This window comes from Synechococcus sp. PCC 7336, assembly GCF_000332275.1.
Taxonomy (GTDB): Bacteria; Cyanobacteriota; Cyanobacteriia; order Thermostichales; family PCC-7336; genus PCC-7336.
This window is the reverse complement of the sequence record NZ_CM001776.1, coordinates 3510630-3536810: the sequence shown is the minus strand read 5'-3', so window position 1 is coordinate 3536810 and position 26181 is coordinate 3510630. Positions and strand designations below refer to the sequence as shown.

General features: G+C 52.0%; 27 protein-coding genes. 19 read left to right on the top strand and 8 right to left on the bottom strand.

The window, feature by feature from the left end; translation table 11 throughout:
- Positions 1 to 36 precede the first annotated feature (36 nt).
- The gene (locus SYN7336_RS16955; RefSeq protein ID WP_017327131.1) at positions 37 to 1533 is read right to left on the bottom strand and encodes an iron uptake porin; all 1497 of its coding nucleotides are present in this window, start codon (positions 1531 to 1533) and stop codon (positions 37 to 39) included.
- Between the two features lie 361 nt (positions 1534 to 1894).
- Positions 1895 to 3250, bottom strand: a complete 1356-nt coding sequence (locus tag SYN7336_RS16950) for an IS4 family transposase (protein WP_017324427.1) — start codon at positions 3248 to 3250, stop codon at positions 1895 to 1897.
- Positions 3251 to 3525: 275 nt separating this feature from the next.
- Between SYN7336_RS16950 and SYN7336_RS16940 the strand changes: the two genes are divergently transcribed.
- From SYN7336_RS16940 to SYN7336_RS16925, 4 genes are all read left to right on the top strand, one after another.
- A complete protein-coding gene (locus SYN7336_RS16940) occupies positions 3526 to 4119 on the top strand; it encodes a Uma2 family endonuclease (RefSeq protein ID WP_017327129.1) in 594 nt (197 codons plus the stop codon).
- A 125-nt stretch (positions 4120 to 4244) separates the two neighbouring features.
- Positions 4245 to 5537 (top strand): trypsin-like peptidase domain-containing protein, encoded by a 1293-nt coding sequence (locus SYN7336_RS26400; RefSeq protein WP_017327128.1) that lies wholly within the window; start codon positions 4245 to 4247, stop codon positions 5535 to 5537.
- Between the two features lie 135 nt (positions 5538 to 5672).
- The gene (locus SYN7336_RS16930; RefSeq protein WP_017327127.1) at positions 5673 to 5882 is read left to right on the top strand and encodes a DUF2949 domain-containing protein; all 210 of its coding nucleotides are present in this window, start codon (positions 5673 to 5675) and stop codon (positions 5880 to 5882) included.
- Positions 5883 to 5984: 102 nt separating this feature from the next.
- A complete protein-coding gene (locus tag SYN7336_RS16925) occupies positions 5985 to 6479 on the top strand; it encodes a DUF2267 domain-containing protein (protein WP_017327126.1) in 495 nt (164 codons plus the stop codon).
- 61 nt (positions 6480 to 6540) lie between these two features.
- On the opposite strand, the gene SYN7336_RS26395 is transcribed toward SYN7336_RS16925, so the two are convergent.
- The 3 genes from SYN7336_RS26395 to SYN7336_RS16910 form a co-directional block, all read right to left on the bottom strand.
- Positions 6541 to 7248, bottom strand: a complete 708-nt coding sequence (locus SYN7336_RS26395; protein ID WP_017327125.1) for a PD-(D/E)XK nuclease family protein — start codon at positions 7246 to 7248, stop codon at positions 6541 to 6543.
- 56 nt (positions 7249 to 7304) lie between these two features.
- Positions 7305 to 7997, bottom strand: a complete 693-nt coding sequence (gene rpiA, locus SYN7336_RS16915; protein WP_017327124.1) for a ribose 5-phosphate isomerase A — start codon at positions 7995 to 7997, stop codon at positions 7305 to 7307.
- Positions 7998 to 8061: 64 nt separating this feature from the next.
- Positions 8062 to 8739, bottom strand: a complete 678-nt coding sequence (locus tag SYN7336_RS16910; RefSeq protein ID WP_017327123.1) for a riboflavin synthase — start codon at positions 8737 to 8739, stop codon at positions 8062 to 8064.
- A 209-nt stretch (positions 8740 to 8948) separates the two neighbouring features.
- Here SYN7336_RS16910 and SYN7336_RS16905 point away from each other — a divergent pair, with 209 nt between their 5' ends.
- The 3 genes from SYN7336_RS16905 (at position 8949) to SYN7336_RS16895 (ending at position 10118) form a co-directional block, all read left to right on the top strand.
- Positions 8949 to 9461: a bifunctional nuclease family protein gene (locus SYN7336_RS16905; protein ID WP_026101092.1), complete on the top strand. Its 513-nt coding sequence runs from the start codon at positions 8949 to 8951 to the stop codon at positions 9459 to 9461.
- A gap of 113 nt (positions 9462 to 9574) precedes the next feature.
- Positions 9575 to 9850: a LuxR C-terminal-related transcriptional regulator gene (locus SYN7336_RS16900; protein WP_017327121.1), complete on the top strand. Its 276-nt coding sequence runs from the start codon at positions 9575 to 9577 to the stop codon at positions 9848 to 9850.
- Between the two features lie 34 nt (positions 9851 to 9884).
- Positions 9885 to 10118: a hypothetical protein gene (locus SYN7336_RS16895; RefSeq protein WP_017327120.1), complete on the top strand. Its 234-nt coding sequence runs from the start codon at positions 9885 to 9887 to the stop codon at positions 10116 to 10118.
- Here the strand turns inward: SYN7336_RS16895 and SYN7336_RS16890 are convergent.
- A complete protein-coding gene (locus SYN7336_RS16890) occupies positions 10064 to 10942 on the bottom strand; it encodes a DNA-formamidopyrimidine glycosylase (protein WP_017327119.1) in 879 nt (292 codons plus the stop codon). The genes SYN7336_RS16895 and SYN7336_RS16890 overlap by 55 nt on opposite strands.
- 307 nt (positions 10943 to 11249) lie before the next feature.
- Between SYN7336_RS16890 and SYN7336_RS16885 the strand changes: the two genes are divergently transcribed.
- The 10 genes from SYN7336_RS16885 to SYN7336_RS30040 all read left to right on the top strand — a co-directional run bounded on the left by SYN7336_RS16885 (position 11250) and on the right by SYN7336_RS30040 (position 21610).
- Complete coding sequence (locus SYN7336_RS16885) at positions 11250 to 12251, top strand: decaprenyl-phosphate phosphoribosyltransferase (RefSeq protein ID WP_017327118.1); 1002 nt, start codon at positions 11250 to 11252, stop codon at positions 12249 to 12251.
- Positions 12252 to 12358: 107 nt separating this feature from the next.
- Positions 12359 to 12922 (top strand): YqeG family HAD IIIA-type phosphatase, encoded by a 564-nt coding sequence (locus tag SYN7336_RS33075; protein ID WP_071590802.1) that lies wholly within the window; start codon positions 12359 to 12361, stop codon positions 12920 to 12922.
- Positions 12923 to 13437: 515 nt separating this feature from the next.
- On the top strand, positions 13438 to 13950 hold the full coding sequence (locus SYN7336_RS32740; protein WP_369791885.1) for a transposase: 513 nt from the start codon (positions 13438 to 13440) through the stop codon (positions 13948 to 13950).
- A gap of 42 nt (positions 13951 to 13992) precedes the next feature.
- Positions 13993 to 14247: a transposase gene (locus SYN7336_RS32735; protein WP_017327116.1), complete on the top strand. Its 255-nt coding sequence runs from the start codon at positions 13993 to 13995 to the stop codon at positions 14245 to 14247.
- Between the two features lie 37 nt (positions 14248 to 14284).
- On the top strand, positions 14285 to 15025 hold the full coding sequence (locus tag SYN7336_RS31900; RefSeq protein WP_017327115.1) for a hypothetical protein: 741 nt from the start codon (positions 14285 to 14287) through the stop codon (positions 15023 to 15025).
- A gap of 53 nt (positions 15026 to 15078) precedes the next feature.
- Positions 15079 to 16743, top strand: coding sequence for an ISL3 family transposase (locus SYN7336_RS16870; RefSeq protein ID WP_017324316.1), 1665 nt, complete (start codon positions 15079 to 15081; stop codon positions 16741 to 16743).
- Positions 16744 to 17108: 365 nt separating this feature from the next.
- Positions 17109 to 17537, top strand: coding sequence for a hypothetical protein (locus SYN7336_RS16865; RefSeq protein ID WP_017327114.1), 429 nt, complete (start codon positions 17109 to 17111; stop codon positions 17535 to 17537).
- Positions 17538 to 17942: 405 nt separating this feature from the next.
- Positions 17943 to 19202 (top strand): RHS repeat domain-containing protein, encoded by a 1260-nt coding sequence (locus SYN7336_RS16850; protein ID WP_017327113.1) that lies wholly within the window; start codon positions 17943 to 17945, stop codon positions 19200 to 19202.
- Positions 19181 to 21316 carry a hypothetical protein gene (locus SYN7336_RS31105; protein ID WP_369791884.1) on the top strand — a complete coding sequence of 712 codons (2136 nt, stop codon included), beginning with the start codon at positions 19181 to 19183 and terminating at the stop codon, positions 21314 to 21316. Before SYN7336_RS16850 ends, SYN7336_RS31105 begins: the two co-directional genes overlap by 22 nt.
- A gap of 27 nt (positions 21317 to 21343) precedes the next feature.
- The gene (locus SYN7336_RS30040) at positions 21344 to 21610 is read left to right on the top strand and encodes a hypothetical protein (protein ID WP_156820197.1); all 267 of its coding nucleotides are present in this window, start codon (positions 21344 to 21346) and stop codon (positions 21608 to 21610) included.
- 15 nt (positions 21611 to 21625) lie between these two features.
- On the opposite strand, the gene istB is transcribed toward SYN7336_RS30040, so the two are convergent.
- On the bottom strand, positions 21626 to 22414 hold the full coding sequence (gene istB / locus SYN7336_RS16835) for an IS21-like element helper ATPase IstB (RefSeq protein WP_083885715.1): 789 nt from the start codon (positions 22412 to 22414) through the stop codon (positions 21626 to 21628).
- Positions 22308 to 23867 carry an IS21 family transposase gene (istA, locus tag SYN7336_RS26380; RefSeq protein WP_017327111.1) on the bottom strand — a complete coding sequence of 520 codons (1560 nt, stop codon included), beginning with the start codon at positions 23865 to 23867 and terminating at the stop codon, positions 22308 to 22310. Before istA ends, istB begins: the two co-directional genes overlap by 107 nt.
- Before the next feature lie 343 nt (positions 23868 to 24210).
- On the opposite strand from istA, the gene SYN7336_RS16825 reads away from it, so the two are divergent.
- Positions 24211 to 25020 carry a DUF5131 family protein gene (locus SYN7336_RS16825; RefSeq protein WP_017327110.1) on the top strand — a complete coding sequence of 270 codons (810 nt, stop codon included), beginning with the start codon at positions 24211 to 24213 and terminating at the stop codon, positions 25018 to 25020.
- Positions 24996 to 26159, top strand: coding sequence for a three-Cys-motif partner protein TcmP (locus SYN7336_RS16820; protein WP_227498529.1), 1164 nt, complete (start codon positions 24996 to 24998; stop codon positions 26157 to 26159). The genes SYN7336_RS16825 and SYN7336_RS16820 overlap by 25 nt, the downstream gene beginning before the upstream one ends.
- The last annotated feature ends 22 nt before the right edge of the window (positions 26160 to 26181 follow it).

Below are 26181 nucleotides of genomic sequence, written 5' to 3'. Positions count from 1 at the left end.
GACCTGCCGGTGTGAGATCGCCTTAAGTCAAGTCGATTAGAACCTGAAGATGGTTTCAACACCGCCGACAATAATGTCGTCGTCATCGCCGTTCACATTGGTGATGTAATAGACACCAGGCGTGATGGTGATGTTGTTGGTGATTGGGAAGCCATACCAAGCTTCAAATTGCAGCGGGTAATCAAAGTCGTCGTCGCCATCATTGAGACTCAGAACGTTTGTCTCGGGGCTGCCAACCAAGAAACCGCCGTTGGACCCTTCAATGAAGTAGTCAGAGAAGGCAAAGCCAGCAATGAAATCATTGGTATCGTCAAGGCCACCTTCCTCGAAAAAGCCACGCGTATAGTAAGCCTGGAAGGCGATACGGGGAATAATTTCCCAGTTGACGCCGATCGTGGCTGCCTGGACGTCACCCGGAATGTCGCCGACAGGGGTGGCACCGCCGCCTTCGCCCTGGCCTTGTGCGTAATTGGCATACTGGGCCACAACGGTCACATTATCGGTCGGGGTGAAGCCTAATTCAACAAGATGAACGGTTTCGCCCGCGAAGAGACCCTCGCCGAAGGTAGAGGATTCGGCTTCATTAGCACTATAAGCGTAGGTAATGAAGAACAGGTCCTCAACCACTTCCCATTGGAAGCTCAATGTGGTGTCTTGAATGAACCCACTCAAGGTAAGGTTAAAGTCCAATTCGGCTAGGTCGGAAATACCGCCGGAGAGGACATTGTCAAAAACAGTCAGGAAGTTGGTCTGGATTCCGTTCAGGCCGAATAAGCCCGTCACGCGCCCGTCAAACAGAGGGAACTCATAGAAGACGTCGTCTAGGTTGACGTCATCATTGACGCCACCGGGAGCACCGCTCCCTTCACCCAAGCCGAGCCCGACCGGATCGCCTGCAAAGCCAGAGTTTTCGCGCGCTTGGATTTGGACGCGGAAAAAGTCTTCTCCCGTGAAGGAAGCATCGAACTTGGGACGAATCCGATACGGAATAATCGCGTTGTTTGATTCGTCGAAGGGATCGCTGGCAGCGAAGATACCGGTAATGACTTCAAAGCTCAGCTTGCTGGTGACGGCGTTCAACCCCAGAGGATTGGCTTCCAGCTCGGCGGTCTTGGCTTCCAGAGCGTCAACCCGACCGGATAGAGCTGCCAACTCAGCCGCAAACTCTTCTTGCAGGCGCTGAACGGTGGCCAAATCTTCGCGGGAGACCTTATCGGCTAAGCCAGCTGCAATCAGTTCGTTGATGCGGTCCAAGCAGGCATTCAAGCCAGCAGCGAACTCGCCACGGGTGAGGGCGCGGTTGCCGCGATAGGTGCCGTCGGGATAACCGGCGATACAGCCATAGCGCTCTACCAAGGACTGGAGAGCGGAGAACCACCAATCGGTGGGTTGCACGTCAGACAGTTGAGAAACTGAGGTGACCTGTGCAAATTGTTGGGACTGAGTGGCTTGGGCCACAGCTTCCCCAGGGGCAATAGCAAGCGCAGCGCCAATTGCAGCACTGGCCAGCCATAAAGACTGATTGAATTTCATGAAACACTCCTCATTGGATGAGATCTCGACTGCAGTAATGCTGCTCGGCACCAACCCCTAACTCAAATCGCACGGTAGAGAACGCGAGGTTCCGAGCGCGTCTGGCAGAGTGTGTCGCACAACACACAGTCAACTCACGCTACCTATAGTACCAGCTAGGCCCCTTAAAGCTAGGCCCAGCCGCAGCATTCGGCTTGGAAAAAGCCACAATCAATGTGGATCGTGCAATCGAAGTATTCGGCTTGTGCAAGCATCGGCCAAGCTAGTCAACCTGAGTTCGATAGCTCTGCATGGCCCTCACCCCCGGCCCCTCTCCCTGGGGCTATCCATTAGGCAAAAGTAGCTGAACCATAGACAGGCACTAGCTTTGAGAAGCCAGTTGAGCCCCTTCAAGCAAATGGTGGAGTTTGGTCAGCCCTCGCCAAAGCGTCTTCAATCCAGGGTTGCCATCGCCCTTGCGAGCCAAGAAGCCTCCCAATCGAGCAATCCACAGCATTGCCTGTTGCAGAGTGGGTGGCTTTTGAGAGCGACTTTTCGGCACAAACTTGCGTCGTAACAGCCGCCATTCAGCAGGCTGTAAAACGAGCTCACAGGAGGCTTGCGGGGTGAGTCGAGCGCGGTAGGTCAGCCACATCAATCGCCAAGCTACAACGTTGTAGGTTGCCAGAGCCTTGAGCAAGCGCTCATAGCTTTGCAGTTGGAGCTGTTCGATGCCACAGCCACTTTTGAGGGTGAAGTGAAACCGCTCAATCAGCCAGCGGTAGCTATACCAGCGGATGCACTGACAGACCTGCTCGAAGCTCTCAACTGGCAAGCTGGTCAGCAGAAACCAGCGAATCGGCTGAGCGCCATCATCAGGGGGGACGGTTTCTTCCACGAAGATGGCATTGAGGCGCACGGGCTCTAAGCTCGCGGCTTTGAGGTGATGCGATGGCACCTCCAGCGTCACCGCCATCGCCCGCACCTGCAACTGGGCAATGCGGGCCGCTCGCTTGGGATTACGCTGCACTTGCAGGCTCATCGCTCCCAAGACTGGGGCTTGTTCGAGGGTGGGGATGAACTTGCCCAGCTCGTGGCTAAGTTTGCGATTGTGCCTTGCGCGGATGAGTAACTCCCTGTTGTCCGCACGGGGATGGGCAAACAGTTCGAAGATGTCTGCTTCTCGATCGCCAATATGAACCACTTGCTCTTGGCCCGCGAGCTCTCGCTCTACGGCTGCGAGAGTTGCTATCCAGCGATAGCTTTCCTTTTGCTCGATGGGAGTCACTGAGCGTTTTTCTTTCTTCCCGCGCCGCTGTTTGCGATTCCAGATGAATTGACTCAACAGACCTAAGGGTTCTCCCTCGCCGCTCACCGCAAAACAACTGTGGACTTTGATTCCCTGTTGATGGCTTTGATTGATGAAGCCCAGCCCTTCGGTCTGGGGGTGAGTGGTGAAGTCGAAATCCGTTGTGTCTTGAATGGCCAGCACCGTCTTGCCCGTGAGGGCCCGCCTGACCACTCCATCACGATGACTGTCCAGAATGCTGCTCGTGCTCACCTTCGGGTTGGCCCAAAATCGATAGGTTCCTTGGGCCACTGAGGCATTCCCACTCGCCTGAGGCACGCTCGCTGTGGGCTGCTCACTCAAGTCTGTGACGATCTGCCCCAACCGCTTTGCATGTCGCAAATCGGCGAAGTGGATCGGGTTGATTTCTTGGCTGACCCAATCTTGCATGGTTTCTCTCCCTCCGGCTACAACTGCTTCAGTCTCTACTGCAGTTTATAATCCAGTCACAGTAAGCTCTCCATCGACTTGTGCCTAATGGATAGCCCCAGGGAGAGGGGAGAAACAGCTTTTACGCCACTCGGTTGACCCAAGAGAATTCCCGTCAAATTTTGCGTTACGATTGCTCGATTTTCTATTTCGAAATCATCGAGAGAGCGATCGCCAATCGAGGCTTTCGCCCAGATGAGCTACCCTGACAGCAAAGCCTTTGCAGGGCGATCGCCATGACTGCTCCCACCCTCGCGCAACCCTATACCCTCACTGCTTATCGGGCCTTGGAAGAAGCCTCGGAAGAGCGCCACGAGTACCGCAATGGGGGAGTCGCCCTTATGCCGGGAGGTACGTTAGAGCACAGCCAGATTGCTGGCAATATCTATGCCCTGTTGCGAATTGCCCTGAAAGGCACCTCCTTCAAACCCATCACCAGCGATTTACGCATTTGGATTCCTCAATACCGACGAGGTACCTACGCAGATATCGCAGCTATCGAGGGGCCACCCCAGTTCAACGACAACCGCCGAGATGAAATTCTGAATCCAAAACTCATCGTTGAAGTCCTATCCCCCTCGACAGAAGCCTACGATCGAGGCAATAAATTCCTTTACTACCGCTCCATCCCAACTTTCTCGGAATACTTACTGGTCAGCCAATCTCGACCATTCATCGATCGCTACATCAAAACGACAGACACTCAATGGGTTTTAACGTCTTACGAAGGGCTGGAAACAACCGTAACAATGGCAAGTATCCCTGTCGAGCTCGCAATGGCAGGCATTTACGAAGATATTGCCTTTGCGCCCAAACAGGATCGGGAATAAACGCGCGGCACCATCACCTTCAGCGCAGAGATTCCGGTTCCGTAACCCAATCCCCGAGGCAGAACAGTTAGAATTTCAGCATATTGGTCTGTTTGAGGCGTCGGCCCTGTCACCGGCGATCGCGCATGTCTCCCACTTCTCCGTCTCTTCGTTGGATAGTCCGGTCTTGCGTTGGGGTAGGGCTGTTATCCCTGGTAGCCTGCAGCAGTGCGATCGAGCGGCCCTCGCAACCCCGAGCAGACAATCCATCAGCCGCAGAATCTTTTCCCTCGCCCTCCCACGACGTTGAGAATCCCATCTTCGATCTCAGTGACGAACTCTCAGCCCCCAGCGAACGGAGCAATTACGGCCTCAACTTTATTGCCGACGCTGCCGAGCGGGCTGCTCCTGCTGTCGTGCAATTACAAACAGCCCGCCGCATAGCAGTCAATCCAGACAACTCTGCTCCCCGCACCCCTTTCCGGCGCTTTTTAGATGACTTTTTACCCGAACCCGGTCCCCGTCGACCCAACGAGCGAGATCCGGAGCGATCGCCCAGAGGCAGAGGCTTCGAACAACGAGGGTCTGGATCGGGTTTTATTGTTAGCGAAGCGGGGATGGTCGTCACCAATGCCCACGTCGTCAACAATGCGGACGTGGTGAGGGCCACCCTGGCCGACGGACGAGAATATGCAGGGCGAGTGATCGGCCGCGATCCCCTCACTGATTTGGCTGTCGTGCAGTTGGAAACCGATGAACCGTTGCCTGCCATTGGGTTTGGCGACTCCGGCCTGTTGCGTCCTGGCGAATGGGTGGTTGCCCTCGGCAGTCCGTTAGGGCTGAGCAATAGCGTTACGGCAGGGATCGTTAGTGCTTTGGGCCGCACCAGCCAGGAAATTCGAGTGGGCGATCGCCGCATTGATTTCATTCAAACAGATGCAGCCATCAATCCCGGCAATTCGGGTGGCCCGCTGATTAATATCGATGGCGAAGTGGTGGGGATTAACACGGCCATTATTCGCGGCGCAGAAGGGATTGGCTTTGCTATTCCAGTCAATGAAGCCCAAATTATTCTCGATCAATTGTTAAGCAACGGTAAGGTCGTGCGCTCTTATGTGGGGGTGCGGATGAATACGCTTTCCCCCGAAGTGGTGGAGCAGTTACAGCAGCGGGATCTGAGCTTTAATTTCGACGAAACCGTCACCAGTGGCGTCTTGATTGTGGATGTGGTGGCGAAGTCCCCTGCAGCTGCGGCTGGCTTGCAGGGCGGGGATATCATCATCGGTCTCAATGGCGAGGCGGTTACCGAAGCCAGCCAGATGCAGGGCGCGATCTCGGGCTTGCCAGTGGGGACGGAGGTCACTCTATCCATTAACCGCAACGGTCGAGAACGAGAGGTGGTGTTGAAGACAGCAGAGTTAACTCAACAATTTAGCTAACCCTCTTTCTTCTCCACCCAGCGAATAGACCTACGTCAGACGGCCAAGACCGCCTCGGGGGATTCCTTTTTCTCAATTTGTTTACAAAAGTTAATTAAAGCCGTTATAGTTGCTTTACTGCCTTTGGCTCCTCTAATGTCCGATACCGATCTGGTTAAAGTGCTGCGGGAAGAGTTTTCAGTCTCTGCTGAAGAACTCGACCTGGCGATGCGCCACGCTCAACGCTTGCAAGGTCCACTGCACATGGTGCTCTGGCAGTTTGGGCTGATTACGTTAGAGCAACTAGACGCACTTCTAGATCGGATGATTTCGGACACTGGTCTTGCCCCAGCGACAACCCACTGACTGATTCTCTCGCCGCAGGCTAGCTCCATCGATGGACACTTTCCACGATGCGATCGCAGCTCGTCCTCCTCAGTCCACAGTTAAAGCTTTTAAGGTTCACCCATGACAGCAGCCGAGATTTCCTCCTCTCCAGACCCTGCCGCAGAGGTCGACTCTCCCTCTCCTTACCAGGTTTTTCTAGAAGCAGTGGCCGCTAATGGCGGTCTAGATAGCACCTACGATGCCCGCGATATTGCAGAAGTGGTATTTCGCTCGATTCGCGATCTCATGCCCACTGAAGCCTCCAACCGCATTGCGGCCGAACTCGACGAGATTGAATCCGGGCTCGATCTGCAAACGGGATCGATCGCCCAACTGTGGCGCGATACCAATCCGTTAGTCCGCTGGTTGAGCCAGGTTCGCGCTCCCTTGGATGTTAGGGATGAGATGTTTCTGCGTCGGATTCAAGAGGAAGCTGGAGTGCCTAAAAATGTAGGTGCTACGGATGTCACGATCGCTGTGTTCGGGGCGATAAAAGCAGTTCTGAGTTCGGAATCAAACTCAGAAATCGCTCAGTATTTGCCCGGTCAAGTTCGCTTTGCTTGGAATCGGGCTTGAACCTCTGAAGCTTGGGCGATTGCTTGGATTTGCTGGTAACCGCCGTCAGATCGTATCCCTTTTAGGGCAGCGGCAAAGGGGGGATATCAGCCACATCCAGTTGCCGAGCGGCTCCTGCGATCTCGCGTTGGAACTCGCTCCCGTCAGGAAATGAGTTGTGAGTCAGCCAATCTTCAAGTTGGCCTAGCAGGCGAGCGAGGATTTGGCGGTTGGCCTGATGGGTAGCGCGATCGTAGTGAAGGGTGACAGGGCGATCGGGGGCTTCGGCAAACCAGTAGGTCATCGATAGCATTGCCGGCGAATAGCCATGGGTTTCGGCCAATAAAAATAGGTACAGTCGAGTTTGCCAATCGAACTCCAGCTCTCGGAGCTCGCGCGGCCTGCGATAGGTTTTCCAATCCACAATTTGAGCGCGATCGCGATTTGTCACCAGCAGATCGACAACCCCGAACAATTGGAACCCCCGCATTGCGATGGCGAGAGGATATTCTGCTTGACGATCGCCCTCAATCGAGGGGGGAGGATGGCGTTCGTAGGCATCGAAATATCGTTTCAGATCGCGATCGGCTGCCACTAACGCATCGATCGGCAACGCCAGCGCCTGTTGCTGCATGAGCTGGTGAAACTGTTGGCCCCGTTCGATCGCCTCAGGATTTCGCGGCAAGTTAGGCAGCGCCAATCCATCTAGAAACAGTCGCCGAAACCGGTGGGGTTCCTTGTCGAGAACCCTGAGATGCGTCTGGGTAATTCGCTGCGGTTTTTCCCACATACTGGCAAGCGTTAGGGGTCAGGGGATGTGGCGCTCTCGACCCCGGCAGAAGTCGATTACTTCGACAATACTTCGATACCCGAATCGGTGGCCACGATCGCCTCGGCGGTCATATCGATAAAGAGACCGTGCTCGACGACGCCTGCCGTTGCTTTGAGTGCATTGGCGATCGCCACCGGATCGTCCATCGGACCGAATTGGCAATCAATGATGTAATGTTGCTCGTCGGTGATAAACGGTTCGCCACCATCGCTCAGGCGCAACACGGGCTGGCAGCCGAGCGCCTCCACACGGCTGAAAGTACTCTTCCAACCAAACCGCACAATCTCGACGGGTAGCGCAAACTTCTCCCCCAGCTTATTCACCTTTTTAGACTTATCCGCCACGATGATGAGGCGATCGGCGCTCACCTCCACTAGCTTCTCCCGCAGCAGTGCCCCCCCCGCTCCCTTGATCAAGTTGAGGGAACTCAGTTCAATTTCGTCAGCCCCATCGATCGCCAGATCCAATTTGGGCTGTGCTTCCAAAGTTGCAAGGGGAATGCCGAGGGACTGGGCCTGCTCGAACGTGCGCGCGGAGGTGGGCACGCCGATAATCTTCAACCCCTCTGTTTTCATGCGATCGCCGATGGCGCTGACGGCATAGGCAGCAGTAGAACCGGTGCCCAGTCCCACCACCATGCCCGATTGCACGCGCTTGACCGCCTCTTCAGCAGCCATTTTCTTCAATTCATTGGGTGTCAGCGCCATAACGTCCTCTTGCGGTCAATCAACTCCTTATCCTACAGGCGCGAGTCTCCGATCGAGGCCAGTCCTACAAAAAACCGTGTTCGGATAAAAAGCTCAGGTCTAATGCGGGCTCGCCGACCGGCACCCGCTCGGCAGTTGTCTCCGTCCTGCGCCCCAGCAAGAATTGCTCGACATATTTGCCCAAAATATCCCCTTCTAGATTGACTGGATCTCCCGGCTTGAGGGCAGATAAGTTGGTGAGTTCGTAGGTATGGGGAATGACAGCCACCTTAAACCCACTCCCCCCAACCTCCATATCTGCCACTGTCAGACTGATGCCGTTGATGGCGATACTGCCCTTGGGCACGATATATTTTGCCACCCGCTCGGGTACTCGAAAGCTCAATTCCCAAGCGGCTCCACTTTCAACGCCCTCGCCAAAATAGCCAATCCCATCGATGTGACCGGTGACGAAGTGCCCCCCCACCTTGCCCCCCACCCGCAGCGAACGCTCCAGATTGACGAGATGGTTGGCGGGGCGATCGACCAATGTCGTGCGGGCCAGCGTTTCGGGCGAAACATCGGCAATAAAGCCATCGGATGTCCCCCGCGCCACAGTCAAACACACCCCATCCACCGCCACACTGTCCCCCAACTCCAAATCGCCCAAGAGTTGGGGACTGGCCCCCAGCCAGTGGATGCGAACTTGCGATTCGTTTGCGGTTTGCAGGCGACCGGTGGCTTGGATGAGTCCAGTGAACATGGCGATCTTGTGGGGTGGTGGGGACAGATAAACATCTTTGATCGCGGCGATCTATCGATTGATTGCGATTGGTATCCGATTGTTTCTGCAACCGGTCAAGCACTGACAGAACAAATCATTTTCTTGCAATTTCTCCCGATCTCGGCTGCTTGTCAAAGCTATGGGGCATGGTTAGGATCGAATTACCCAGCGGTCGGGAGGCCAGAATCATGGTGGAAATGGAGGTTGCAGCGATTGCATTAGATGCTGCCAATCGCGTGCCCATTGTGATTCTGCGAGACCTCAGCGAACGGCGAGCGTTACCCATTTGGGTCGGTAAAGCTGAGGCCAATGCCATTATGCAGGCCCTCGACGGCCAAACCCCCGCCCGCCCCATGACCCACGATTTGATCCTGAGTTCTTGGACAGAGTTGGGCTATGCGGTGGACAAGATTGTGGTGTGCGAGCTGAAGGACGATACATTTTACGCCACCATCACCCTGCGCAAAGATGAAGAAAGCGTTCACATCGACTCTCGGCCCAGCGATGCGATCGCCATTGCGCTGCGGGCGGATGCACCCATTTGGACGATGGAAGAGGTGATTGCAGAAGCCTCAATTCCCGTCGATCAGGATGCCGACGACGCCGAACGAGAAGCTTTCCGTCGCTTTTTGCAGGGGGTAAGCCCCAAGGATTTCATCGGCACTCGACCATCCGATTCGACAGATGCAGAGGCCAATTAGGCAAGAGTTGCAGCCCCATAGTTTTTTTTTCTCTCGGCAGGTGCCACATCTAAGTCGATCCTCTACAATGGTCGCCATAGGGTATTGAGTATATATACGTTCTGGCGGACAGCATGGAAAACTCCTATCGTACTAACGATAATTTGTCGGATCGTGAATTGCAGGTAGTCGAGCTGATTGCAACGGGTTTGACCAATCAGGATATTGCCAAGCGGCTAGAGATCAGCAAGCGCACGGTGGATAACCACATCAGCAATATCTTAGAAAAAACCCGAACTGCCAATCGTGTGGCATTGGTGCGTTGGGCCTTGCAGTGGGGCAAAGTCTGTCTGGACGATGTCAACTGTTGCACTCTATCTTCTGGCGAAGTCCAATCCCAAACGGCCTAGCTCCTCTATGCAATTCGCAATTCGGTATCGTGACATGCCCCTGGCAGTCTACCGCGAGTTAGCTGCCCACCTGCGTTGCGTGCCTGGAGTAGATGCCCAGTTGGAATGGAGTCAGGCCCAGCAGTTTCGCTATGGCGACAGCCAGATTGAAGCAATTGTGGTGAGTCAATCCCCCGAAGCCGAAGAGAAGCAATTGACTGCGGTGCTCGATCTCTACGGTTTGTGGCAGCGCAGCCAGGATGTCAGTTTGGCCGACGACGAAAATTGACAGTTGGGGCAAAAGTGAGCCGATCGCCCCGCCAATTTAATCCGCACAATCTCGCCATCGCAGCGCCGACAGGGTTTCCCCTTACGGCTGTAGACCCATGCATGCCCCAGATAATTGCCGTTAACGCCACCCAGATCGCGGTAGCTACTGAAGCTGGTGCCCCGCTGCTCGATACTGTCACTCAAGACCTGAATGAGGCAGGCGCGGAGTTGGGCACTCCAGGGGCGGGTGAAGCGATCGCAGGGGGTCTGCGGATGCGTCTGAGCGAGAAATAAGGCTTCATCTGCGTAGATGTTTCCCACCCCCGCCACTAACCGCTGGTCGAGTAAGGCATTTTTAATCGGGCGGCGGCTTGTTTGCAACTGCTGGTAAAAATACTCCTCTGAAAACTCGGGGCTTAAGGGTTCCGGCCCCAACTTGGCCAACCCTGTCACAATTGTCGCTGTGGGGATGCCGCTGGGCACCAACCAGATTTGGCCGAAGGTGCGACAATCGTTGAAGCGCAATTCGCGGCCCTGGGCGATCGCCATGCGCACCCGCGTGTGTTTGTGGACCGGTTCGTCGGAGGACTCCAGCCAGAGTAACTGTCCGGTCATGCGCAGGTGAACTCCGAGGCGATCGCCACTGCTGAGTTCCCCCAACAAATATTTACCCCGTCGCTGCCAGTCCACCAGTTGCTGGCCGCTCAAGCGACTGCAGAAGTCAGCAGGCGAGGGATGGGCGATGGTGCGATCGAGCAGGACTTCGACGCTGGCGATCGTTTGATGCAGCGTCGAGCGTTCGAGATCGCGCCGGACGGTTTCAACTTCAGGTAATTCAGGCACAAATCGATTCGCCTCAAAAAATTCGCTTCAGACAAACGCAGGCTGTCTAACTGGACCCACCGCCATTCAGTGCCGGGATTGCAGAAGATAGCGATCCCGTCAGTTTGATTGACCCCACAGGCGATACACCTCATCATACAAACGGGAAGTATTTCCATCTGTACAACAGTCTGGACCGTTTTTGAGATGGAGCCCGAAAAGCTCGACTTTCCGTGGGTATAGGGAGCTAGCCAGAGGGCTTGAATCTATCATCTATCGCTAGCGAACAACTCCCATTGAATATCAATACAGATAAGCCAAGTAAATCATGGACACCAACCCTGTAGACGAGCGAGAAAAATTATTAGAACCTGAAGGGGAGAGCCCTCCAGTCATGCAACCCGAAACCTCGCACCATAGGTTCTCAGAACATCTCAAGGCTCTAAGACCTCGGCAATGGACTAAAAATCTAATTGTCTTTGCGGTCCCATTATTTGCATTTCGGTTGGATTCCCTTGGGTCTTGCTTCATTGCCTTTCTATTATTTTGCTGTGTATCCAGTGGCTTCTACCTACTGAATGATATCGCCGATCTCGAATCCGATCGCCAGCACCCGGTGAAATGCAATCGTCCGATTGCAGCAGGTAAAGTAGCCATACCGACCGCAATTGCAATGGCAGGGGGATTATTAATTGGAGCTCTCCTAGTTAGCGGATTGTGGAAGCCCACTCTTGCTCTAACGCTTTTTGCCTACATCCTCCTGCAAACTGCCTACAACTTGAAACTCAAACACAAGCCCATTGCCGATATTGGAGCCATTGCAACCGGCTTTCTACTTCGAGCCTATGCAGGTTCAGCCAGTACTGATATCCCGGTCTCGCCCTGGTTTCTGCTTTGCACGGCCATGCTTTCTCTGTTTTTGGCGATCGAGAAACGCAAAGCTGAACTCAAGATGATGTTGAGATATGGAGGGAGTACGCGATTTGTGCTGCAGCGATATTCACTTCCCTTCTTATACCGCATGGAAAGTACGGCAACCACCAGCACAGTAATGTGCTATGCCCTTTGGAGCTCTGGGCCAGTAGTCAACGGTGCATCAACTGCTTGGATGCTATTCACATTACCGTTTGTTATGTTTGGAATCTTCCGATATCAGTTCTTAGTCGATACCATCGATCGCAAGCTCGAGCTGGGTCAAGAATCAACCAAATCGACAGAAAGACCCGAAGATGTTTTATTGTCAGATATACCTATTCTCGTAACCGTCATATCTTGGGTGGCTGTCATTGTGGGCATTCATATATGTCAAACGGCAGGACTGATCGCATAACATTTAAAATTTAACCTCTAGCAAAAAAGACTTAGGAATTAGATTGCAGAACTGAAATGAGATAGTCTTCATTAAGCCTTATTGTCGCATTCCAAACATCCAAACCAATGTCTAGAAGAACATTCAGAAGATGTACAAGTCTCTCATCCTTAGATCTCAATCAACTTAAACAAATTGGAATTCGCGGGATTATTCTAGATTTAGACAACACAATAGTATCAGAAGACGATCGCTATCTTTCACCAAATTCTGAATCTTGGATTGAGCGGGCGCAGGAGGAGGGTTTCAGTCTATTTATCTTATCAAATGGAAAGCGCGAGTATAGGGTGAATTACTGGTCCGAGCGATTAGGGATAGATGCGATCGGCAGAGCTAAAAAACCATTTCCAAAAAGTTTCAAGATCGCATTATATAGCATGAGATTACTACCGATTCAAGTGGTTGTTATTGGAGATGGTTTTCACACAGATGCGATCGGCGCACTATGGAATGGATGCCATTGCGTTCAAGTGGCAAGTTTACCTCATAAAGCAAGGTGGTGGGAGAAAATCATCGGTCGTTGGGTGCAAATCCCCTACCCGAAGCATGCTCCGTTATGGTCGTTCAATCCGCAATATTACTCGAGCTCCTTCACGAGAACTTTACCGTCTATTCAGAAAGATATAACCTAAATAATTTGGCTCTTCCGGTCCTGCTATGCCAAACAAGGCAAAAAGAACAAATCTACTAAAATCGGCTCTACCGGACTTGGTATGCTAGTTTCGGCCTGATAATCCCTCAAAGCCTTATTAGCTAAGAGTTTGTTGGCAAAACACCCTTTTCTGGAGACAACATGGCATATAAGCCTTACTGGGTAAGGGGTTTGGTCATTTACAAGCTTCCATCAGCATAACAGGTACCGAAGAACCCTAAAATCAAAACTTCTATTCCGAGGCCAGAGCTCTTACTGAGCATGGATTACAAGAGATTGAATCATATAAATATCTGAATGATAATGTAGATATCATCTTTAGAAGATCATAATATGCTCGCCATAGCCTGTCAAAAACTACTCACAGAGACATTGGATCTGCCTGGGTCTCGGGTCACAGGATATCAAACTCTTGAAGGTATCGGCATCTTCTTGGAACTAGAGTCAGAAAGTCGACAAGCCATTTGTCCTCATTGCGGTTAGACGAGTCGAAGACTGCACCAAAATCACCGGTACTTAGTTAGAGACTTGCCAATGAGTGGACAATCTGTTTATCTACGAATCAATCGCCGTCAATTTAAGCGTAAGAATTGTGGAAAGCCATTCAGTGAAGTGCTAGAGCATGTTGACAAGAATAGAACTTATACAAAGCGCTTAGCCAGAGCAATCATTGGTCAGGTTTTGGATAGTGATATCCGGAGTGTGGCAGAACGCAACGATCTAAGTGATGATGAGATCCAAACAATTCTCAATGAATTGGGCGAGCAATTAATTCAAGAAGTACCGGAAGGATTAAAGAGGTTAGGAATCGATGAGATTTCATTAGTCAAAGGACAGGGTAACTATTGTGCTGTCTTAGTGGACCTAGATCTTAGGAAGCCACTCATGTTGCTAGAGTCACGTCGTCAAGAGGAATTGCGTCAAGTCTTTACTGGATGGGGAGAAGAGGTGTTGAGTAGAATTGTGGAAGCCAGTATCGATCTGTGGAGGCCATACCGGGATCTATAGCGGTCCTAAGCCATTTGTAAACGTCAGGATGCCTGAAGCCCAGTGCTGGCAAGGATCAGCATTTACAATTCATATCGGATTGCTATAGTTGAAGAAATGATGCCAAATGCGACAGTGGTGGCAGATAGGTTCCATGTAATGAAGATAGTCAACGAAGAGCTAGACAAAGAGAGAAGAAAAGAGAAGAAAGCTGCGGGAAAGATTGAGAGCAAAGCAGAAAGAGAGGAAAAGCTAGAAGCAATCAATAAAACAAAATATATTTCTGCTTCTAACGGATTCTATGGCACCAGTGTATAGTGAAGTACCAATGGATGTTTGATAGAGCTAGCTTGTCGTGGATGAGACGCCGATCGTGCCTGCAGCCAAACGGGGAGACAAGAGCATCTGCATGCCAGTCGAGACTGAAGCCCAGTATCAGAGCTTGATGGAGAATGCCGATGCCTGCCGCAGCCATCTGATGCAACTGTGGAGGCGGCATCCGGAGCTATTGCCTGCCCATTTCGAACAGGGCTTCCGCTTTCACAGCTTTGTCTATTCGCGCAAGCTGGGGCTGCGCATGCGTCGAATTGAGTTGCATGCCACCCAAGAGGTCTATCAACTGCGGCCAGATTTTGTCATGCCCTACATGGTTGGGCGCACCGAGCAGGTGGAAAAAGGACTCTACCTGTGCCGCTTTGGCGTTCCCTTCGATGGCTTAGCTTACGTGCTGGGGCGCAACAGCATGTATTGGTATCGAGCCTATCGCTCGTTGGGTCGCTGCTCGATTGTGGGCTCCACGGTCAAAGCCCCCGAACGCTTGCCCGAGCATCTGCTGGCCGATGAGAAGCATACCTGGTGGCAAGGGCAACGAGTCTACCTGCCCACCACCGTGGCTCAGGGGTGCATTTTAGGGGCTAGTCTGACCACTGCCGCGAGTACAGAAGCCTTGCGCTGCGGCTATCTGGAGTTTGTGCAGCAGGCTCAAGCGCTGCAACCGGACTACAAGCCCCAAACAGTCAACACAGATGGCTGGGAAGCTACCCAACAAGCTTGGTGCATATTCATCCGACTTCGGGGTCTTGTCCGCTTTTGGTGATGCAGAGAAGGTATAGGAGAATACCAGGTGCAAACCCTCACTCTGCCAAGCCCGTGGAACTTTTACAGCATCTCCTGCCCAGCCAAACGGATGTGAGCTTGAACAGTTGGAGTATCGATCCGGCCAACCAACAGCTCGTTGTTAACCTCTGCTCGACTCAAACGGTGGCCTGTTGCCCGCTGTGTCATCGCTCCACCGATCGCATCCATAGCCACTATGAGAGAACGTTGAGGGATTTGCCATTGGTTCAATTCACGCTGACGATATTGCTCCAAGTCTGTAAGTTCTTCTGCCTCAACGAGCGTTGCCCTCGGCGTATCTTTACGGAGCGTCTGCCCGAGGTTGTCGCGCCTTGGGCCAGACGCACGACTCGCTACACGGCTCAACTGGAAGCGATGGGCTTAGCCCTCGGTGGTTCGGCAGCAGCCCGCTTGAGCCATCAGCTCGGATACGGATACAGCCGCAACACCATCTTGCGAGCCATCTCCAAATTGCCCCTACCAGTCATGGCCACGCCAAAGATATTGGGGGTGGATGATTTCGCGTTTCGCACGGGTCATCATTACGGAACGATCTTGGTCGACTTGGAGACCAACCAACCGATCGCACTACTCCCCGACCGGGCGGCTGGGACCTTAGCAGCCTGGTTGAAAGAGCATCCTGGCGTGAAGATTCTCTCGAGAGATCGCTCCAAAGCCTACAGGCGAGGCATGAGCGATGGAGCACCCGATGCCATCCAGGTAGCCGATCGCTTTCATCTGTTGCAGAATCTCGAAGAGGCTTTAGAGAAAGTCTTTAAGGGACAAACCCAGTCGCTCGAACAGGTTGAGCAGCAACAGATTCAAGCCCAACAGCCAACCGAAGCACCGACCCCCGAAGCTGCTCCGGATAGATATCGAACCCAAAGGGAAGTCAATCGGGCCATACGACTGGAGAAGTGGGAACAAACCCATGCTCTACGCAAGCAAGGCTATGCCATTAAAGACATTGCCCATCACCTCGGCATTGGCGAGCGAACGGTGTATACCTACCTGGCCGCGTCAACGTTTCCGGAATGGCAATATCCTGTGGGGCGGCGGAGAAACCCCAGTTGTTTGGATCCATACAAGGCTTACCTGTCAGAGCAATGGCAGCAAGGGCGCCAACAAACTAAACAGTTGTTTGGCGAGATCCAACAGCAAGGGTACCCGGGCAGCTATATGACCGTCGCCCGTTACACTCGGCAGTTGCGTTGCTCTCTGCCCTCCATCAAGCCCAGCCGAGAATCCCTCAATGACTTACCGGGTCGGGGACCAGCGCCATCACCCGCCACACCAGTGTCAGAGCCTTTGAGTGCCAAGCGGGCGGCTTGGCTGCTGTTGACACGGCCTGAAAACCTTACGCCTGAGGAGAAAACCCTGCTGGAAAAACTGGGCCAGCAGCCAAAGTTATCGGGGGCGATCGCTCTGGCTCAGGGGTTCATCAAACTGGTGCGCGAGCGACTGCCTGGGGAATTCGACGATTGGCTGGAGACAGCTGTGAGCAGCTCAATCAAGGCATTACGGAGTTTTGCCAAGGGTCTTCAAGAAGATTACGATGCGGTGAAAGCAGCTCTCACACTCGAGGTGAGCAATGGGCCAGTGGAGGGTCAAAACAACCGACTAAAAATGCTGAAACGGCAGATGTTTGGAAGGGCTGGGCTCGAGCTATTGGCCAAGCGCCTCATCCTAATCAGTTGATTCTTATACGAAATAAGCGCCTCATTTAGGACAGATTTAACGATCACCAAAAGCGGACAAGACCCCGAAGTTGGGCGTGATTAGGGTGCCGAAGTTGGGGTTATTTTGCAACAACAATACTTTCGGGAATTGGAGGTGTTCTCACATTTATTTTTAGTGGACTTGGTGGTGGTAGTGGCAGAACCCAATTCTAATCAACTTTATTCATGCCGAAGTCAGAGCACTTACTTGCATACAACAAAACGATCCTTAGAGGGTGTAAATATTTGTGAGATAGAGCCAGATCATAAAGCATTTAGCTAAAGTGAAACACCTCTCGCCTTTCGTGTGGAGATTTCGCAGCTGACTGAGTAGGAGTTTAGAGTGTGTCAAAAGAAGATTATGCAAAGCAGTTCGAACTTGCGATGGAGTTCCGTCAGCAGGGGAACTACAAAGCTGCCTACGAGGCGTTTGTTGAATTGGCCTCGCAGTATCCCGGAAGACCTGAAATACACGGTATGGCTGGCGATATGGCGAAAAGGCTCGGCTTACGTGACGAGGTGGAAAAGCATTTTAGGATTACGTCAACACTGAGCCCAAAGAAAGAACTTCCCTCAGTGCTCTATTTTCATGCATTGATGAAGAACTCAAAAATTCGTGAAGCTATATTAGAACTCAAACGATTCTATTCAGTTGGAGAACCTAAAGAGTATGAACTGTTGTTGGACGATCTTCGTGAAGGGGCAAAAACTTCTGAAGCAACTAGTGATTTCCTCGAGGCTATTGAGGCAGAGCTGCAATCAAATGACACTTGACTTGGAGGCAATGATTGTGAAAGACGAAGAATATGAAAAGCAGTTTATGCATGCAATGGCTTTACGAAGCTAAAAAAAATATCAAGCTGATTATAAGGCATTTGTCGCATTAATTTCCAAGTATCCGAAGAGAGGTTCCGCCTACCCGATGGCTGGTGAAATGGCTAAGGAAATAGGGCTGTTCGATGAATCGGAGTATTTTTTTCAAAATCACCTCAAAGATAAGTTCAACTAATGAGTTAAGCTCGGTCTGTTACTTTCATGCTTTGTTGAGGACCAGACATAACGAAGAAGCTATCCGAGAGATACAGCGCTTCTACTCAGTTGGGAAACCGGAAGAATACGAACGAATCCTGGAAGACTTCAGAGAAGCAGCCCAAAACTCGAACACTACTAAGACTTTTCTTGAGTCGGTGGAGAGAGCGAGCGGCGAAATTTAGCTGGAGGAGAGACATTACACCTCGGGAATCAGATACAGCAAGGCTTAATGATGGAGGTGCGATCGCCGAGTATCGCTATCAGTACGATGCGGCCAATCGCATTACTGAGTTAGTTTCAATCGATGGGGTCAGCAGCTTCAGCTATGACGAGCGCAGTCAACTCATCTCGGCAGAGCATAGCTTCCAGACTGATGAGGTTTACACCTATGACGCCAATGGCAATCGCACCAATGACGGCTCTCGCTCAGGCCCTGACAATCGATTGCTCGAAGACGAGCAATTCCTCTACGACTACGACAATGAGGGCAACCGCATTCGTCAGACGGACAGAGCGACTGGAGAGGTCACCGAATACGAGTTCGACCATCGCAATCAATTGAGAACAGTTGTTACCCGCGATAGCGATGGCAACACCATCCTCTCGGCGGAATATGACTACGATGTCTTCGGCCGTCGCATTCTCAGAACTGTCGATCTGGATGGAGATGGAGCTTTAGCCGCGCAAACGGAGCGTTTTGTGTATGACAAAGAGCACATTTCTCTTGTATTTGATGGCGAGGGCGATCTGACTGCTCGCTATTTGCACGGTCCGGTAACAGACCAAATACTGGCTCAGGAAGATGCTCAGGGCAGAGCACTCTTTACTCTGACCGATAATTTAGGGACCGTGCGAGATCTGGTCGATGCAGGGGGTAGTATTGTCAATCACATTCTCTACGATAGCTTTGGGAATATTACTGGACAAACTAATCCCAGTATTGAGTTTCGATTTAGTTTCACAGGCCGCGAGTTCAACGTAGAAACTGGGTTCTACTACAATAGAAGACGTTATTATGACTCGTCCAGTGGACAGTTTGTAAGTCAAGATCAATTAGGCTTCAGTGCAGGTGATTCTAACCTTTATAGATATGTTTTTAATAGCCCTACAACCTTCACCGATCCCACTGGTGAATTCGTTCCATTATTTGTGGTTACTGGCGGAATAGGGCTGCTGGCTGGGGCTGCTGGCTCGGTTGCAGGCCAACTTATTTCTACAGGAAGTATAGATATTGGCGATGTGGTAATCGCCGCTGGAGTAGGAGCTGCTGCTGGTGCACTGGCACCTGTTGTTGCAACAAGCGCCTTGGGAGCTGTTCTTTTGGGGACAGGTGCAAATGTATCTCAAGTTACACTGACTGAGTTTTCCAATGGTAATGCAACCAGATCGCAATTGAAGATGAGCTAGGGCGTATTACGACTTCGGTCTACGACGAGCTGAATCGTTTGGCCGAAGTGACGGATGCATTGGGAGAAACTAACCGTCTGAGTTACGACGGCGAAGGCAATCTCATCGAGACTATCGATGCATTAGGCCGTGTTAGCACCCTCAGCTATGACGGGCTCAACCGTTTGGTGGAAACCACCAATGCTGTAGGCGATCGTGTCACTTTGACCTACGACGCTGTTGGTAACGTTATCGCGCGGGAGGACGAGCTCGGTCGGGTGACGACGTTCGCATTCGATAATCTCAATCGCTTGACTCAAACCACTAATATTTTAGGTGATAGTTTCAGAAATACTTACGATGCTGTCGGTAATCTGATTGCATTCCAAGACGAATTAGGGCGGGTTACGACTTCGGAGTATGACGTTCTCAATCGATTGGTACAGACTACTAATGCTTTAGGCGACAGCGTCACCTTTACCTATGATTCTGTCGGTAATTTGACTGCCTCCCAAGATGAGTTAGGGCGCGTTACAACCTCAAACTATGACGAGCTCAATCGTTTGGTGCAAACCACCAATGCCTTGGATGACAGCACCAACTTCATCTACGATGCGGCGGGGAATTTAACTGCATTCCAAGACGAGCTAGGGCGTATCACAACTTCGGAGTATGACGAGCTCAATCGTCTGGTACAAACCACCAATGCTTTGGGTGACAGCACCAATTTCACCTACGATGCCGTCAGCAATCTGATTGCTTTCCAGGATGAATCAGGCCGGGTTACGACTTCGGAGTATGACAAACTCAACCGTCTAGTTCAAACTACTAACGCTTTGGGTGACAGCACCAATTTCACCTACGATGCGGCAGGGAATCTGACTGTCTTCCAAGATGAATTAGGACGTGTTACGACTTCGGAGTATGACGAGTTCAATCGGTTGGTACAAACCACCAATGCTTTGGGTGACAGCACCAATTTCACCTACGATGCGGCAGGAAATCTGACGGCTTTCCAGGATGAATTAGGGCGCGTCACGACTTCGGAGTATGACGAGCTAAACCGTCTGGTGCAAACCACCAATACCTTGGGTGACAGCACCAATTTCACCTACGATGCGGCAGGAAATCTGACGGCTTTCCAGGATGAATTAGGGCGCGTCACGACTTCGGAGTATGACGAGCTCAACCGTCTGGTACAAACTACTAACGCTTTGGGGGATAGCACCAACTTTACCTATGACGCTGTCGGAAATCTGACTGCATCCAAAGACGAGTTAGGGCGCATCACTAGTTTCGGTTACGACGCGCTCAATCAACAAATTCGCATCACCGATGCCCTCGGCAACTCCACCCTGTTTAACTACGACGCTGTCGGCAACCTTAACGCTATCGAGGATGCCTTAGGGCGAGTGACGACTTCTGAGTATGACGTCCTCAACCGCCTTACCCAAACCACCAATGCTTTGGGGAATAGCATCAACTTCATCTACGATGCTGTTGGCAATCAGACTGCCTTTACTGATGAGTTGGGGCGCACTACTCGCTTCGGTTATGACGAGCTCAACCGACAAACTCGCATCACCGATGCCTTGGGTAACTCGACACTGTTCAGCTACGACGCCGTCAGCAATTTGACCTCGCAAGCCGATGCTTTGGGCAATACCACCCGCTTTGTTTACGACGAGCTCAATCGAGAGATCGCTACTATCGATCCACTCGGGTTTACCACCACCTCCAGCTATACCGCTGTCGGTACCCTCGCATCCTTCACTGACGCCTCCGGCAACACCACCACGTATGAGTATGACGCCCGCGACCTATTGGTGCGCGAAACCAATCCTCTGGGCGACAGCCGCACTTTTAGCTACAACGCAGTCGGTAACTTAACTAGCCTCATCGATCGCAACGGTCGTCAAACCGATTACAGCTACGATTTACTCGATCGCCTCTCACAAGAACGCTTCTCAGACAGTGTAGGTAGCACAGTTGACCAGATCGACTATAGCTACGATGCCGCCAGTCAACTGATTGGCATCCGTGACTTCGACTCCAGCTATACCTACATATTAAATGTCAACCATCCTGGCCGGTCGGCGTCAATCATTCTGACCGGTTACTGTAACGCGCAGTAAGCGGATGATGGTCGCATCAGCCAAGAAGTGCTCGGTGAGAGCAGTGGCGTCAGCCATCCTGTCGAGTTGCGATCGCCAAAAATGCAAACCTCGACGGCCTGCTGTGGCTGGGAACTCTCAGTTGGAATCGCAGTGTTTGTCGCGCTATCCAAACAGCGATCGGTGAAAGCAGTGGCGTCAAGCATCCTGCCGGGTTGCGATCCGCTAAGAATGCGAGTCTCGACAGCCTGCTATGGCTGGGAACCTCAGTTGGAATCGCGATGTTTGTCGCGCTATCCAAACAGCGATCGGTGAAAGCAGTGGCGTCAACTATCCTGCCGGGTTGCGATCGCCAACAGAGTGAGACTCAACGGCCTTCTGTCGCCGGAAACTTTCAGTTTGAATCTCGATGATGGTGGCGTGATGCACGAGGCGATCGACCGCCGCAACCGTCATGATGGTGTCGGCAAAAATAGAATCCCAAGCACTGAAGGGATGATTGGAAGTGATGGCCAAACTGCGCCGTTCGTAGCGATGGGAGATCAGCTCGAAGAGCACCGACGTTTCAGCCTCCGAGCGTTTGACGTAACCAATATCGTCAAGCACCAACAACTCGAACTGATCGAGAGCCAGCAGCTGAGTCGGTAGTGAAAGCTCAAGCTTAGCCTGCTGTAACTGCTGCACCAGAGTGGTGGCACTGACGAACTTCACCCGAGCGCCTAACTCAATCAGGGAGCGGGATACAGCCGTAATGACATGAGTTTTCCCAACTCCACTGGGTCCGAACAAGAGCAAATTTTCTCCTCGCTCCAACCAACCCCGGTCATTAGCTAACTGCATCAGTTGAGTCTGATTGAGATGGGGGCAGTGGTCAAAGTTGAAATTGGTCAGCGACTTGCCGGGAGGCAACTGAGCCTGCTTGAGATAGCGCTGTACCCGGTTGTGGTAGCGCTGAGCCTGCTCCTGTTCGCACAGAGCGGCGAGAAATTGACCGTAGGACCATCCCTGCTCGCTAGCCTGTTGCTCCAGGGAGCTCCACTGTTTGAGCATGTGGGGCAGGCGCAGGGATTTGAGCAATAGCGGTAGGGTCTGCTGGATGCGGGGATTGGATAGAGTCATGGCAAATCAGTTGGTCGTAGTCGAATAAAGAATGTTGATGTACCTCCAGCGGATGGGGGGAGGATTGAGTCTGCCCGAACTGTTGCTGCAAGCCAGATAGGGTCAAGCTTTGGGCCGCAAACTGAGATTCGAGATACTCCAGCACCGCCTGTTGCTTGTCTTGTTTGGCGGCGATGTAGAGGGATGCCACCATCAACCGGCAAGCAGTATCGGAACCGAACTGCTCGAGAAACTGGCCCCACAAACGGCGGTAGTCCTCGCTGGGAAGGAGCTGCTCGCGCCATTGACAGTTGAGCAGGGCTCTCGGCTTGCTCCTCAAACTGTCAATCACATGCCGGTAATCGAGCTGGCGACCCCGGCGGCTGGGAGCCTCTTTGGGCACGTGCAATCGCTTCAACTCCACCACTGGTTGCAGACCCACAAACCCCACCAAGCGGTCGTGGTGTAAGTGGATCGTCAGTCGCTGGCCAATCAATCGAGAGGGGACGGTGTAGAGGATACAGCACACGCTGATGGTACTGTTGCGAGTCACCTTAACCGAGAGCACTTCGCAATCCGGGTGACGATGAGTCGGCAGAGCTCCCAGAAATTCTCGTTCGATGCCGAACTCTGCCTCGCAGCTCTGATTGAGAGAGGCCACCACTTCGGCAATACAAGCCTGATAGTCGGCTTTCGAGTCGAAGTCCGTGCTTCCCCGCAGCAGCAGGGCTTGGCGTAATCGCTGTTTGAAGTGACCGTGCGGGGATTCGATGGAACCGTTCTCGTGACCCTGACCCCGGTTATTCCGACTGGGCCGCATGCGGTAGTGTTCGCACAGCTTTTGGTAGCTGAAACTCAAGTCTTTTTCCGCTCGTCCTCCCAGGTTGCGATAGGCAGCACTGAGGCTATCGGTGCGATGTGCTTTGGGCACTCCGCCACATTCATGCAGGGCATTTTGCAGGCATTCGGAGAGACTGATGAAACTTTCCCCCCCTTCCACAATCTCCACATATTGCCAACCGCTGTAGGCCAGACGGTAGTGATAGAGCAGGTGGGCAAAGGCTTCTCCCCCGATGGTGACCTTCACCTGTTTCAGTTGCGTGTAATCCGACAGACCTTGCTCGCCTGGACGATGCTCCTGGGGAAACATCACTTCTTTGGCTGGGCCATGCTGGGCTCGCCATTGCTGCACTCGCCTTTGCAGCGTTCTCAAGATGGAACGGGAATACTCGCCAGGGTGCTTCCTCTGTAGATAGAGCAACAGGGTCATCGGTTTGAGCTTCGGTTCCCGACGCAGCAACGGTTCCAGCTCACTTTCCCACACAGCCTCTAGCGGATCTGGGCGACTGCGCCAGCGCTGACGCGCCTTTCCCGGTTGATGCTCCCCCCTCTCAATTCGTCGACTGCTTCGGGTTGATATTCCAGCTTTGGCTGCCGCAGCTTCCTGCTCGCAACCTCCCTCTCTTGCATTCATATAGATCTTGACCTGTCGTTGATTGATTCGTTGACCGGGCACTGTGCAGATGGGGATATGGGTTGCTGCTTAGTTTCCGCTTTCACCGGCCAAGATGATTGACACTTGGCGGCCAAGATCATTGTCGCCAGATAGTGCTAGCCTGCGATCGCCCTAATGGGTTTAGCTATTGTAAGTTGGCCATCAAACCTAACCATTCGCCGCAGCGGATGCTTGGCAAAACTATTGCTCTTCGTTGAGAGGTTATCTAGCACCGCTAACCTCAAGGACGTTAGGCGGACCGATACATCTGCCCAGTACACAAGGGCTATACTGGTTATAAATACAGGTGTATACTCGGCCCATGCGAGATTCCAAGATCGAGTGGACTGATCATACTTTCAATCCTTGGTGGGGATGTACCAAGGTTTCCCCTGCTTGCGACAACTGCTATGCCGAAGCCTGGGCAAAACGAACTGGCCATTCAGTATGGGGCCACAGAGCTGAAAGAAGGTCTCTCAGTGACAACTATTGGATGCAACCGCTAGTCTGGGATAAGGAGGCCGGTGAGTCTGGCCGTAAGCGAGTGTTTTGCGCTTCTATGGCTGACGTATTTGAATGGCGCCAAGACCTCAACAAGTATAGGAGGCGCCTCTGGCAGCTCATAGAGGACACTCCAAACTTGGACTGGCTCTTGCTCACAAAACGACCGCATCTCGCTGGGCGCTTGACTCCTTGGGGGGACAACTGGCCGACAAACGTGTGGTTAGGGACAACAGTTGAGGACCAAGCCGCAGCCCTGAAACGAATACCCAAACTCGTAGAGAGCAATGCTAGGGTGAAGTTTCTTTCTTGCGAACCATTGCTTGAAGATTTAGATCTTTCGCGATGGATTAGCAGTCTTTCTTGGGTAATTACTGGTGGCGAAACGGGCTCAAAGGCAAGGCCCACCTCCCCTGATTGGTTTAGACATATCCGGGACGTTTGCGTCCAGCACAATGTACCTTTTCACTTCAAGCAGTGGGGTGACTGGTTTCCCGCACAAGAGATGGGAGACCAGTTTGTCACAAAGAAAGTGGAAGTTTGGTATGGCGAGAAATTCGTCAAAGTTGGCAAGAAAAACACTGGTCGGTTGCTTGATGAATTAATGTGGAATCAGCTTCCGGCAACTTAGCAAAAAGAAAAGGACAAGGAATGTCCCCAAGTAGCAGCGATAAGTTTTTCGACGAATCCCAAGAGCAGTCAGTCGTAAAGGCGACCATCGTCGAGAAGTACTTTGTGGCTTGGGCGAAGATTATTATCGCAACTCAGAAACGTTTTCCAAGACGTACCCAGAAGCTGGGATATGTAGATCTGTTTGCTGGGCCAGGTAGATACAAAGATGGGTCAATATCTACTCCACTTCGAATTCTAAACCGAGCACTAGATGATCCGGAGATCAGCGAGAGACTGGTAACAATCCTCAACGATAAGAACGAAGATCACTCAAGCTCACTCCTATCCGCAATTGGCGAACTTGAGAATATTTCCCGATTAAAAAACTCTCCAATCGTCTGGAACGAAGAAGTGGGAGAGGATATTGCCAAGCAATTCGAAGAGATTATAACAATCCCTTTGTTTGCATTTATTGATCCTTGGGGATACAAAGGGCTTTCGCTGCGACTTGTCGATGCATTCCTGAAAGATTGGGGCTGTGACTGCATTTTTTTCTTCAACTACTCTCGGATAAATGCAGGGCTGTCTAATCCACTAGTCAAACAACACATGGAAGCATTATTCGGCGATGAAGCTGAAGCTCTGTCAGCCAGGTTGAATGGCATGTCATCACAGGAAAGAGAAACAACCATAGTCGAAAGTTTGGCACAGGTCCTCAAATCCTTCGGGCACCGATACGTCCTACCGTTTTGTTTCAAGAATCAAAGCGGCAAGCGTACTACGCACCACCTGATCTTCGTATCCAAGGCTTTTAAGGGTTATGAAGTGATGAAAGAGGTCATGGCGAAGGAATCATCGAAAGAGAATCAAGGTGTTCCATCGTTTGAATTTGTTCCACCGTCTTCTGCGGAACAGAAGTTGCTATTCGAGCTCAACCGGCCATTGGATGAACTGGAGCAACTTCTCCTCAGTTCGTTCAGAGGCCGCACGTTAACGATGAAAGAGATCTACGAGCAACACTGCGTTGACACCCCGTATATCAGCAGGAACTACAAGGAGGTGTTAAAGAAGATGGAGGATGAATCCAGAATTTCAACAACGGGCAGGAGGAGCAATAGGGGGTTTGCAGACTACATCCAGGTGACGTTTCCAGATTAGCAATCTAAAAGTCCGCCTAACA